Origin of the sequence: Stenotrophomonas sp. 2YAF22 (assembly GCF_052114665.1) — a bacterium.
GTDB lineage: Bacteria > Pseudomonadota > Gammaproteobacteria > Xanthomonadales > Xanthomonadaceae > Stenotrophomonas > Stenotrophomonas indicatrix.
On the sequence record NZ_JBFRFE010000051.1, the window covers coordinates 1 to 12049 of the forward strand.

Consider the following 12049-nt stretch of genomic DNA (forward strand, 5'->3'; position numbering starts at 1 on the left):
GGCTTTCATGGTGGCTCCAGGGCAGGGCGGGTGCGCGGAGCATTCGCCCGTCGCTGCAAAGCCGGCGTGAAGGTGCCTGGAGCGGGTGGAGCACTTCCTTTCGAAAGCGCTCCGCCCCGGTCGATCTCAGCCCACGCGGGTACCGAAGATGCGGTCGCCGGCATCACCCAGGCCCGGCAGGATGTAACCCTTGTCGTTGAGCTGCGCATCGATCGCGGCGGTGTAGATCTCCACGTCCGGGTGCACGGCCTTGACCGCTTCGATGCCCTCCGGCGCGGCAACCAGGAAGATGCCCTTGATCCGGCGTGCGCCGGCACGCTTGAGCATGTCGATGGTGGCGATCAGGGTGCCGCCGGTGGCCAGCATCGGGTCGAGGATCAGCGCGTCGCGCTCTTCCAGGCGGCCGGTCAGGCGCTCGAAGTAGGGCACCGGCTGCAGGGTTTCCTCATCGCGCTGCAGGCCGACCACGCTGACACGGGCGGCCGGGATCAGCGACAGCACGCCGCTGAGCATGCCCAGGCCGGCGCRCAGGATCGGCACCACGGTGATCTTGGCGCCGGCGATGCGCTGCACGGTGACCGGGCCGGACCAGCCAGGCAGGGTGTGCGGCTCGGTTTCCAGGTCGGCGGTGGCCTCGTAGGCCAGCAGCGTGCCCAGTTCGTTGGCCAGTTCGCGGAAATCCTTGGTGCTGAGCGCGGCGTTGCGCATCAGGCCGATCTTGTGCTGCACCAGCGGGTGGCGCACTTCGACGATCTTCATGGGAGGGTCTGGCAGAAGGGGAGGCCCCCATTTTAAGCGGAATGCGCGGTGGTGCCGAGCCGGGTCCGGCAGGCCAGGCTCCACCGGTGTCATGCCCATGCAACCTGCCGGACATACCGTGCTGACCCAATCTTTACACCGTTGGGGATAGCTGTGCAGAAGAAGAACACGTTGGGCCTGGCAATCAGCCTCTCGCTGCTGGTGACGGCCAGCCCGTCAGTGCTGGCGGCCGAAAACGCTGCCGCTGCCGTGGCAGGGGGTGTCGCCGCAGCGACCGATCTGGACCGCATCGAAGTGCGCGCGCAGCTGGAATCGCAGGTACGCGCCGTCGACCTGAAGCGCAGCAGCGATGCCATCGAAGACGCCGTGTCCTCCGACGCGCTGGGCCAGTACCCGGACAAGAACGTGGCCGAGTCGCTGCAGCGCCTGCCGGGCATCAGCGTGACCCGCGACCAGGGTGAAGGCCGGTTCGTGGTGGTGCGTGGCCTGGATGCCAACCTCAACAGCGTCAGCGTCGACGGCATCGCCATCGGCACCCCGGAAGATTCCAGCCGCGCGGCGCCGCTGGATGTGATTCCGTCCGATTCGACCGAGCGCCTGCGCGTGGTCAAGTCGCCGACCCCGGACATGCCGGGCGACGCCATCGGTGGCGCGATCCTGGTTGAATCGGCCTCGGCCTTCGATCGTGACGGCCGCAGCCTGCGCGGCAAGATCGAAGCCAGCCACCAGCAGCTGTCCGGCGAAACCAGCCCGAAGGCGGCCTTCAATTACAGCGAAGTGTTCAACGACACCTTCGGCGTGGCGCTGGGCGTGAACTACCAGAAGCGCACGTTCGAATCCGACAACACCGAAGTGGAGTACGACGGCGAAGACGATCCCGCACCGGGCGATGTCACCGCGATCAACCTGCAGCACCGCAAGTACGAAATCGAACGCAAGCGCATCGGCGCCAACCTCAACCTGGACTGGCGCCCGAACGAGGACAGCAAGTACTACCTGCGTGCGCTGTACAGCCAGTTCGATGATGCCGAAACCCGCCAGCGCGTGATCTTCAACTTCGATGACGCGAAGATGGTGAAGACCGGTACCGACCAGTACCGGTTGGAGGGCATGCCGAAGGATTCCATCGACAAGCGCATGCGCTACCGCACCAAGGAAGAGAACACCTTTGCGGCCAGCCTGGGCGGCGAGAACACGCTGACCAACGCCGTGGTCGATTACAAGGTTGGTTTCACCCGCACCGAAGAGCGGGTGAACGATGAAATGGAGGCGCGCTTCAAGCTCAACGGCAAGGCCTTCAACGGTACGCTGGACCAGAGCAGTCGAATGCCCAGCTACAGCTTCGACAATCCGCAGTGGCTGGACAACGCGAACTACGCGTTCGACCGCTTCGTGATTTCACCCAAGCAGGTGGACGACAAGGAGCACAGCGCCCAGGTCAACGTGCGCTTCGACGGCGACAGCAGCAGCATCAAGTTCGGCCTGCTGGGGCGCTGGCGCGACCGCGACGTCAACGTAGACGAAAGCGAACTGCGCGTCGGCCCGAAGGTTGCCCTGTCCAGCTGGACCACCGGCTCCCCGGATCACCGCCACGGCACCCTGGGTGACGGCATGGATTCGGACGCGATGCGCGCGTACTGGGCGGCCAACCGTGGCCAGTTCAGTGCCCGGCCGCAGGATGTCGGCGCCAACGCGATGACCTCGCTGGAAGAGGACTACACCGCCAGTGAAGACATCTTCGCCAGCTACGCCATGGGGACCTGGGATGTCGGTGCGCTGCGCATCATCGGTGGCGTGCGTGTGGAGAACACGCGCTTCAGGGCCGAAGGCAACCAGGTCGATGTGGCGGCCAACGGCCGCAGCTACACCGTAACCCCGCGCGTGGCCAACAGCAGCTACACCAACGTACTGCCGGGCCTGCACCTGCGCTACGACGTAGCCGATGACTGGGTGCTGCGCGCGTCGGCCAACAAGACCGTTTCGCGCCCGTCCTTCGGCGATATCTCGCCGCGCGTCGGCTACAGCCGCGGCGACGAGGAAGTGCGCCTGGGCAATCCTGAGCTGGACCCGTACGAGTCGAAGAACATCGACCTGTYGGTGGAGAAGTACCTCGGCAGCACCGGCATCGTTTCGCTCGGTCTTTTCCACAAGTCCATCGACGGCTACATCGTCGAGACGGTGCGCACCAATGATCCGGCCTACGGTGGTTTCGACGTGACCCAGCCGATCAATGGCCGCAAAGCCACCGTGCGTGGTGCGGAGCTGAACTGGCAGCAGCAGCTGGCCTTCCTGCCCGCCGGCCTGGACGGCCTGCTGGTGGGCGCCAGCGGCACCTGGCTGGATACCGGATTCGACGCTGGCATCGAGGATCGCGCCGGTGAGGATTTCACCCTGCCGCGTGCCTCCAAGCACGTGTACAGCGCCCACATCGGCTATGAAAAGTACGGCCTCAGCACCCGTCTGGCGGCGGTGTACCGCAGCGAGTACCTGGACAGCATCGGCAAGGGCCGTGCGTTCGACATCTACGTGGCGCCCAACACCCAGCTCGACTTCTCGCTGGACTACAAGTTCAACGCGAACGTGAGCGTGTACTTTGAAGCGCAGAACCTGCTGGACAAGCCGTTGGAGCTGTACCAGGGCACGCGCTCGCGCACCCTGCAGATGGAGGAATATGGCCGCACCTACGCCGTCGGCCTGAAGGTGGCGCTGTGATGGCGCGTTGCATCACCCTGATGGCGGCCTCGCTGGCAGCCGTTCTTGCCGCCGGCTGCACGCCGGCCGCGGACAAAGCGCCGGCAGCGGCTGCAGCGACCGGCGCTGTGGCACCGGTCGAGCGCAACGTGGCGACCATCGCCGAGGCCTTCCTGACCCCGATGACCCCGGCCGACAACATCGATTCGCCCGCGTCCTGGCAGGCGCCGGATGGCAAGACCTGGCTGATCGCCACGGCCAAGGCCACCGACAAGCTGGTGGTCTACGACGGCAGCAACGGCCAGCACCTGCGCGACGTCGGCAGCACCGGCACCGGCCTGGGCCAGTTCGATCGTCCCAACGGCATCGCGGTGATCGATGACCTGCTGTGGATCGTCGAGCGCGACAACCACCGTGTGCAGGTGCTTTCGCTGCCGGACTTCACTCCGTTGGCCACCTTCGGTGCCGACGATCTGCGCAAGCCCTACGGCCTGTGGGTGGACCGCCGTGCCGATGGCTACAGCGTCTACGTCACCGACTCCTGGGACAACGGCGAGGACGCACAGGGCAAGGACATCCTGCCGCCGCTGGCTGAGCTGGACAAGCGCGTGCGCCAGTACCACGTGTCCCGCGATGGCACGAAGGTGCAGGCAACACTGTCGGCCAGCATCGGTGATACCAGCGAAGCCGGCGCGTTGCGTGTGGTCGAATCGATCTGGGGGGATCCGGCCAATGATCGCCTGCTGATCGCCGAAGAGGACGAAAGCTACGCCAGCGAATTCAAGGTCTACACCCTGGCCGGGCGCTTCACCGGCACCACCTTCGGTCGCGACGTGTTCAAGGCGCAGGCCGAAGGCGTGATGCTGCGCACCTGCGGCAAGGACGGCTGGTGGATCACCACCGAGCAGGGCAAGCAGCGCAGCGTGTTCCATCTGTTCGACCGCCATACGCTGAAGCCGGTGGGTGCGTTCCAGGGCAATACCGTGGCCAACACCGATGGCATCTGGATGATGCAGCAGCCGACGCCACGGTTCCCGCACGGTGCCCTGTATGCGGTGCACGATGACCAGGGTGTGGTGGCCTTCGACTGGGAGAGCATCGCCAAGCAGTTGGCCCTGCCGCTGGAGTGTGGCTCGTGAGCGCGCGTTTGGTGCGCCTGCTTGCGATCGGGCTGCTGCTGGCATTGCCATCGATGGCGATGGCTGCGGCCGAGCCCAATACGCAGGTGCCGTCGGGCAGCCGCTACTACGCGGCCACACCGGTGCCGGACCGCATCGTTGCCTCTCCATCGGTCGACCCCAGCCACGGCTTCGCAGTGGCCTGGCGCACCGATGGCAGCGTGCAGTCGCCGCTGCTGGAAATCGCACGGGCCGACGATTCGCCGGCCATCGAGGGCATCGTCCAGGTGCGCGCGAAGACCCAGGTGCTGCAGACCGAGAACGGCCTGTCGCATCATCATCGCGCCGACATCGATGGTTTGCAGCCGGACACCCTGTATGTCTACCGCGTACAGGGCAATGGCAGCTGGAGCGCGTGGAACCAGCTGCGTACGCTGGCCGCTGCCGACCAGCCGCTGACCCTGCTGTATTTCGGCGATACCCAGAACAAGAACGTCAGCCATGTAAGCCGCGTGGTGCGGGCTGCACAGAAGGCCGCGCCGGATGCACGGATCAGCCTGTTTGCCGGCGACCTGGTCAGCGGTGGCGACAACATGGACGACAGCGAATGGGGCGAATGGTTTGCCGCCACCAACTGGCTTGCACAGGAGACGCTGGTGGCGCCGGCGATCGGCAACCACGAGTACTTCGAGGAATTCGAGGACACGCCACAGGAGCGCCGTGTGCTGGGCCGCCATTGGCCGGTGACCTTCGCCCTGCCGGGCAACGGTGCCAGCGCGGCGGCGGGTACCAGCTACTGGTTCGACGCACAGGGCGTGCGCGTGGCCGTGGTCGATGGCACTTCGGCGCTGGATCTCGGTACCGCCAAGGCGCAGGCACAGTGGTTGGACAAGGTGTTGTCCGGCAACCGGCAGCCGTGGACGATCGTTCTGCTGCACCAGCCGTTCTATTCGCCGCGCGAGGGCCGCGAGAATGCTGCCCTGCGCAAGGTGCTGCTGCCGGTGGTGCGCCGCCACAAGGTGGATCTGGTATTGCAGGGGCATGACCACACCTATGGCCGTCGCGGCGAAGGGCAGGCGGCAACGCCGCAGTACGTGGTGACCGTAGCCGGGCCGAAGCAGTACCGCCTGTCGGACGAAGCACGCACGACGATGGACCCTGTGGGCGAAGACACCCAGCTGTTCCAGGTGTTGCGCATCGATCCGCAGCGCCTTCGCTACGAGGCCCGCACGGTGACCGGGCGCCTGTACGACGCCTTCGAGCTGAAGCGCGATGGCGGTGGCAGCAAGCAACGGGTGGAGCAGCAGGAGGGACGGATCGCGCCGCGTGACTGCGCGCGTGCGCAGACCGCCAAGGGCCGCACCGACCGGTGCTGGGAGTGAGGGCAGACCGATGAGCACGCGCCCGCGCCTCGTTCCCGTGGCCGCCATTGCCGTTGCCCTGCTGCTGGTAGTGGGCGCGGTGGCTGCTGCCGATACCGTACTGCACCCGTTCCTGGCCGCTCAGCCGGAGCAGGTGCCGCAGGAAAGAACGACGGACGGGTGATCAGCGAAGCGATGCAGCAGTCCAAAAGTGGATCCATGCCACGCGTGGATTGAAGCTTTCCGTGCACCATCCGCGCATGGCGTGGCTCTACTGCATTGCGTCCAGGAACAGTTCTGCTTCATCCGTGCTGCCCAGCACCACAGCGACAGCGCGCAGCGCCGCTTCGCGATGAACCGGACGGATCCCGCCATCATCGTCATCGCTGTACAGATCCTCATCGGCCTCGAGGTAAACGCTGCCGGCCGCCGCCAGTGCGGCCATCAGGGTCGGTACGTCGGCGACGAACCCGTCGGCGTCCCAGTGGCCCGCGCCATGACGGGCGAACAGAACGCGGCCATCGTCGATGTCGAGGATGAGAGGGTCGGCGCCACGGTCGGCGATCACCAGCCAGTGCGCTGGCCAGTCGCTGATCGGTTCGCCATCGATGCCGTTCCAGCGATAGCCTGCCTGGTAGGCCCACAGGCGCTGCAAGGGCGGTATCCACACCTCAAGGCCTGGAATGGTGATGCCGCTGGGCCCTTTGGCAGGATTGAATACCTCACCGAACGGGCCGACGCGTGCATAGAATCTGGCCAGCACGTCCGGCAGCGGGAACGGCCCCTGCCACGCGTCGGCGGATTGCGGTTGCAGGGGGCCGAAGCGGGCAAACGTGGCGCGAAGATCATCCATGACGTGGGCCGGGCGGAAGCGGAAGAGCGCGCAGCCTAGCAGAGCCGGTCGCACGCATTGCCTTCACCGTCACTGGCTATCATGGCCGCCCAGCAACTGAGAGGCAGTGCACGTGTCGGTAGCGTTGGTATGGTTCCGTCGGGATCTGCGGTTGCAGGACAATCCGGCGCTGCAGGCGGCGCTGGAAGCTGGCCACGATGTGGTGCCGGTGTACATCCACGCGCCGCATGAAGAGGGCGAGTGGGCGCCGGGCGCGGCCTCCAATGCATGGCGCCATCGTTCGCTGGCAGCGCTGGACGCCGACCTGCGTGCACGGGGTTCATCGCTGGTGCTGCGTGCCGGTGACAGCCTGCCGGCCCTGCAGGCGTTGATCGAGCAGACCGGCGCTGAAGCGGTGTACTGGAACCGCAAGTACGAACCGGCGACGCAACCGCGCGATGCCGCCATCAAACGCACGCTGCGCGAGCAGGGCATCGATGCGCAGAGCTGCAACGGCAGCCTGCTGTTCGAGCCCTGGGACATCGCCACCCAGCAGGGGCAGCCCTACAAGGTATTCACTCCGTACTGGCGCAACGTACTCAGCCACTGGCGTTTGCCCGCCTTGCAGGCTGCACYGGAGACGCTGCCGGCGCACACGGTCGACAGCCTCGCGCTGGATACGCTGCAACTGGCGCTCACGCTGGACTGGGATACCGGGTTCTGGGAACTCTGGCAGCCGGGCGAGACCGGTGCGCTCGAGGCGTTGTCCGTGTTCGAGGATGGTGCGCTGCGCGGCTATCGCGAGCAGCGCGACCTGCCGGATCGGGTCGGTACCTCGCGGCTGTCGCCGCACCTGCATTTCGGCGAAATCGCGCCGTGGCGCATCGCCCACGCGCTGGAAGGCCTGCGCAATGCCGGCACCGATGCCGACATCGACGGCTACCTGCGCCAGCTCGGTTGGCGTGATTTCGCCTACCACCTGCTGCACCATTTCCCGAAGACGCCCACCGACAACCTCAATCCACGCTTCGATCGCTTCCCTTGGTCCAACCCCAGTGCTGCCCAGCTGCACGACTGGCAGCGCGGCAACACCGGTGTGCCCATCGTTGATGCTGGCCTGCGCGAGCTCTGGCATACCGGCTACATGCACAACCGGGTGCGGATGATCGTTGCCAGCTACCTGTGCAAGCACCTGCGTGCGCATTGGCTGCACGGCGCGCGCTGGTTCTGGGACACGCTGGTGGATGCGGACCTGGCCAACAACACGATGGGGTGGCAGTGGGTGGCCGGCACCGGTGCCGACGCGGCTCCCTATTTCCGGGTATTCAATCCGGTTACACAGGCCGAGAAATTCGATCCACAGGCGCGCTACATCAGTCGCTGGGTGCCTGAGCTGGTGGCGCTGCCGGTGAAGGCACGGTTCGCTCCATGGCAGCACCCGCAGCTGTTGGCCGAACTCTCGCCCGGCTACCCGCGCACGCCGCTGGTGGACCTGGCGGCTGGCCGGGATGCCGCTCTGGCCGCCTACCGTCAGTCGGCGGCGGGGTAAAGCGCTGGCTGAGCGGTCCAGACAGCTAGCTGAACACGTCCCTGTCGACCGGTGTGATCATCATCCCGACATCGCGTCCGGCTGTTTATCCTCGTTGCCGCCCGCAAGCCGCCGGCCCGACCGGAAACCAAGGAGAACACCATGATCCGCAACACCACCCGCAACGTCGCACTGGCCCTGATGAGTGCGGCCGTCCTGTCGGCCTGCGCCACCGGCGGCTCCTATGTGCAGAGTGATCCGTACGGCAACCCGACCGAGCAGCAGAACCGCACCGGCCGCAATGCCCTGATCGGTACTGCCATCGGCGTGGCCGCGGGCCTGCTGACCGGCGACAGCGCGACCGAACGTCGCCAGCATGCGCTGATCGGCGCGGGCATCGGTGCACTCAGTGGCGCCGCGGTGGGTCAGTACCAGGATCGCCAGGAGCGCGCGCTGCGCGAGCGCACCGCCAACACCGGCATCGATGTCGAGCGCCAGGGCGACAACATCATGCTGAACCTGCCCGACGGCATTACCTTCGACTTCGGCAAGTCGGCACTGAAGCCGCAGTTCTACGGCTCGCTCAATGGCGTTGCCGGCACCCTGCGCGATTACAACCAGACCATGATCGAAGTGGTCGGCCACACCGACAGCATCGGCAGCGACGCGGTCAACAACCGTCTGTCCAAGGAGCGTGCTGATTCGGTGGCGCAGTACCTGATCGGCCAAGGCGTGCAGAGCGTCCGAATCGAGACCCTGGGCGCGGGCAAGTCCTATCCGATCGCTGACAACAGCACCGATGCCGGCCGTGCCAAGAACCGTCGCGTCGAGATCCGCGTGATTCCTCTCAAACAATAACGCGCAGCGTTATCGCTGTTCCGGCGCAGCCGGAACGAAAATGCCGCCCTTGCAGGCGGCATTTTCTGTAGGTGCCGAGCTTGCTCGGCACGCCGATAGCCCATGTGGAGAGCCGTGCCGACCAAGGTCGGCATCTACCGGAGGCGATCCAGGAGCAGGGTACAGGCGGCATCGCTGCAGCTTACGCCGCCGAAGCAGCCACCTTCTCCAGGATCCGCTTGCCGCTGCTCGCCAGCGCCGCTTCTTCCTGTTCCTGCTGCTGCCGCGCCAGCTTCGCACCGGGGCACTGCGCCAGCATGTAGTTGGCATCGAAGTTGAGCTTCTCCACCAGGAAATCGACGAACGCGCGCACCTTCGGCGAGACCAGCCGGCCACCGGCGAACACCGCGTTGAAATCCACTTCCGGCCCGGTCCAGCCGGCCAGCACGCGGCGCACCATGCCCGACTCGACGAACGGCTTGGCCATCACGTCGCCGGTCAGCAGCAGACCTTCGCCGCACACCAGCGCGCCATTCAGCGCAGACATGTCGTTGGCCGTCATCAGCGGYGTCACCGGGAAGTCGCGCAGCTCGCCACCGTTCTCGCCCAGCTGCCAGGTAAAGCGCGGCGAATTGCCGGTGTGGTACGGCTTGCGCATGGCCAGGATGCGGTGGAACTGCAGCTCTTCCGGATGCAGCGGCTCGCCGTAGCGCTCGATGTAGGCCGGGCTGGCGAACACCTGCGTGCGCAGGCTGCCGAGCTTGCGCGCCACCAGGTTGGAATCGGGCAGGGCACCCACGCGCAGGGCAAGATCGGCCTCACCGGCGATCAGGTCCAGCTTCTCGTTGCCCATGTGCATGTCCAGGCGGATCTCCGGGTACTGCGCATGGAACTGGCCCAGCAGCGGTGCGATCCAGGTGATGCCGATCGAATAGGGCACGGTGAAGCGCAACCAGCCGCGTGGACCGGACTGCAGCTGGCTGACCGCGCTTTCGGCTTCTTCAAGTTCGCGCGCGATGCGCTGGCAATGCTCGTGATAGATCGAGCCGGCTTCGGTGAGGCCGAGGCGGCGCGTGGTCCGGTGCAGCAGGCGCGCACCGAGGCGCGTTTCCAGTTCCTGCACCTTGCGGCTGACCGTGGTCTTGGGCAGGCCGAGCGATTTTGCAGCGGCGATGAAGCTGCCTTGCTCGACCACTTTGACGAAGATCAGCGTCTCGTTGAGATCGTGGGACATGGTCAGGAATCCTGGACGTCGGGGATGGGGCAATCGTGACAGAACGATTGGACCGGGGACGGGATGATTATTCCCCTTAATCAGGACTAATCAAGTAGGGGTTTGAGGTCTATCGTGGCGCCATTCGCTAATTGGAGCCCGTCCGCCATGAGCCTGCGCAACATTCTTGCCCGCTTCCGGATTGCCGGCCAGAACGCTCTGGACCTGGCAATGACCGTCGAATCCCGTCCTAGCTCCTTGGTTAACAAGGATTTTCGGGAGTTTACAGCACCCATGCGTCAGCAGCGTGGCGGTGCCTTGCGCCTTGCATCCCACAAGGGTGACCGACTGCGTCGAATCGGGACTATCCCGGATTTGGGAGGAAATGTCCCGTGAATGGGATTCTGACGCCCGAAGTCCTGGTTCTCGGCGGCACCGGTGCCGTGGGCCAGGGTGTGGTCGGTGCATTGCTGGAGGCCGGCAGCCCCGTGCTGGTGGTCGGCCGCGATCCGGGCCGCCTGGCGGCGTTGCACGAGCAGTTCGCCGATGAGCCGGGCCTGCAGACGATGCTGGGCTCGCTCAGCGACGACAGTTCGGCACGTGCGCTGGCCGAACGCGTGGCGCAGCGGCCGCGCCCGCTGGCAGCGGTGGTTGCCGCGATGGGCGGTCCGTACAACCGTGGCCGTGTGGTCGAGCGTGGCGGTGACGCCCTGTCGGCGGCATTGCAGGCGGACCTGATGCCGCATGTGCACGCGGTGCACCACCTGCTGCCGCTGCTGCAGGACAACGTGCACGCCCGCCGCTACGTGATGATCGGCAGCCCGGCCGGGCTCAAGCCCTGGGCAGGCTATGGCGAGACCTCGATCACCACCGCAGCGTTGCGCATGTACGCGCAGGTAGTGCACCAGGAAGCGCAGGCCGTAGGCGTACGCGCGCAGATGCTGGAAGTGTGCAGTCCGGTCTGCACGCCGGCCAACGCTGCCAACGCCTGTATCGAATGGCCGAGTTCACTGCTGGTCGGTCGCCGCGTGGTGTCCCTGCTCGACGGGTGCCGCGACAACCGCGCAATCGTCCGTTGCGACAGCAGTGATGCCGAACTGCCACGCGGCCTGCTGCACCTGGAAATACCGCCGCTGTGGCGCGACACCGCAGGCGTCGCTTGACCTCGACTTTGGTTGAGGTCGCAGGATACGCCGCCGAAAGTTGATAGCAATTCTCAAATAGCTGTACCACCCCTCCGTACGGATGCATGCCATGACTTCCCCCAATACCACTCCACATCGTTTCGGTCATCGCATCGCGATGGCTGGCGTGTCGATCCTCGCTGCCGCCGTCCTGGCGGCCTGCAGCGGAGGCCATGCCGAAGAAGCCGGCGCGCCGCCCCCGCCGCAGGTCAGCGCTGCCCCCGTGTTGCTCAAGCAGGTCAGCCAGTGGGACGAATTCAGCGGTCGCGTCGAGGCCGTGCAGAGCGTCGAGCTGCGCCCGCGCGTGTCCGGCTACATCGACAAGGTCAACTACGTTGAAGGCGAAGAAGTGAAGAAGGGCGCCGTCCTGTTCACCATCGATGCCCGCAGCTACCAGGCCGAGTACGATCGCGCCAACGCCGAACTGGCCCGTGCGCGTACCCAGGCGGTGCTGGCCCGCAGCGAGTCCGAGCGTGCCAAGCGCCTGGCCGAGCAGCAGGCGATTTCCACCGAGACCGCCGAACAG

The 12049-nt window shown here is 66.0% G+C and carries 11 protein-coding genes and 1 pseudogene; 9 read left to right on the forward strand and 3 right to left on the reverse strand.

Annotated features, from left to right (window positions below; all coding sequences use genetic code 11):
• Positions 1-126: 126 nt before the first annotated feature.
• On the reverse strand, positions 127-759 hold the full coding sequence (gene upp, locus AB4Y84_RS03765) for a uracil phosphoribosyltransferase (RefSeq protein WP_442249787.1): 633 nt from the start codon (positions 757-759) through the stop codon (positions 127-129).
• Between the two features lie 153 nt (positions 760-912).
• Between upp and AB4Y84_RS03770 the strand changes: the two genes are divergently transcribed.
• From AB4Y84_RS03770 to AB4Y84_RS03785, 4 genes and pseudogenes are all read left to right on the forward strand, one after another.
• Positions 913-3471 carry a TonB-dependent receptor gene (locus AB4Y84_RS03770; protein ID WP_442249788.1) on the forward strand — a complete coding sequence of 853 codons (2559 nt, stop codon included), beginning with the start codon at positions 913-915 and terminating at the stop codon, positions 3469-3471.
• Complete coding sequence (locus AB4Y84_RS03775; RefSeq protein WP_394198339.1) at positions 3471-4589, forward strand: phytase; 1119 nt, start codon at positions 3471-3473, stop codon at positions 4587-4589. Before AB4Y84_RS03770 ends, AB4Y84_RS03775 begins: the two co-directional genes overlap by 1 nt.
• Positions 4590-4642: 53 nt before the next feature.
• Positions 4643-5950: a metallophosphoesterase family protein gene (locus tag AB4Y84_RS03780; RefSeq protein WP_363731380.1), complete on the forward strand. Its 1308-nt coding sequence runs from the start codon at positions 4643-4645 to the stop codon at positions 5948-5950.
• A 10-nt stretch (positions 5951-5960) separates the two neighbouring features.
• A pseudogene (locus tag AB4Y84_RS03785) lies at positions 5961-6095 on the forward strand (inorganic diphosphatase); the annotation flags it as partial.
• Between the two features lie 105 nt (positions 6096-6200).
• Here the strand turns inward: AB4Y84_RS03785 and AB4Y84_RS03790 are convergent.
• Complete coding sequence (locus AB4Y84_RS03790; RefSeq protein WP_363731262.1) at positions 6201-6782, reverse strand: hypothetical protein; 582 nt, start codon at positions 6780-6782, stop codon at positions 6201-6203.
• A 112-nt stretch (positions 6783-6894) separates the two neighbouring features.
• On the opposite strand from AB4Y84_RS03790, the gene AB4Y84_RS03795 reads away from it, so the two are divergent.
• Positions 6895-8310, forward strand: coding sequence for a cryptochrome/photolyase family protein (locus AB4Y84_RS03795; protein WP_442249789.1), 1416 nt, complete (start codon positions 6895-6897; stop codon positions 8308-8310).
• Positions 8311-8451: 141 nt separating this feature from the next.
• Positions 8452-9147, forward strand: a complete 696-nt coding sequence (locus tag AB4Y84_RS03800) for an OmpA family protein (protein WP_089240401.1) — start codon at positions 8452-8454, stop codon at positions 9145-9147.
• Positions 9148-9328: 181 nt separating this feature from the next.
• On the opposite strand, the gene AB4Y84_RS03805 is transcribed toward AB4Y84_RS03800, so the two are convergent.
• On the reverse strand, positions 9329-10360 hold the full coding sequence (locus AB4Y84_RS03805) for a LysR family transcriptional regulator (protein WP_025878839.1): 1032 nt from the start codon (positions 10358-10360) through the stop codon (positions 9329-9331).
• A gap of 147 nt (positions 10361-10507) precedes the next feature.
• On the opposite strand from AB4Y84_RS03805, the gene AB4Y84_RS03810 reads away from it, so the two are divergent.
• The 3 genes from AB4Y84_RS03810 to AB4Y84_RS03820 form a co-directional block, all read left to right on the forward strand.
• On the forward strand, positions 10508-10735 hold the full coding sequence (locus tag AB4Y84_RS03810; RefSeq protein ID WP_223494836.1) for a hypothetical protein: 228 nt from the start codon (positions 10508-10510) through the stop codon (positions 10733-10735).
• Complete coding sequence (locus AB4Y84_RS03815) at positions 10732-11502, forward strand: SDR family NAD(P)-dependent oxidoreductase (protein WP_025878841.1); 771 nt, start codon at positions 10732-10734, stop codon at positions 11500-11502. Before AB4Y84_RS03810 ends, AB4Y84_RS03815 begins: the two co-directional genes overlap by 4 nt.
• Before the next feature lie 91 nt (positions 11503-11593).
• A partial coding sequence (locus AB4Y84_RS03820; RefSeq protein ID WP_442249790.1) for an efflux RND transporter periplasmic adaptor subunit occupies positions 11594-12049 on the forward strand: 456 nt, incomplete at its 3' end.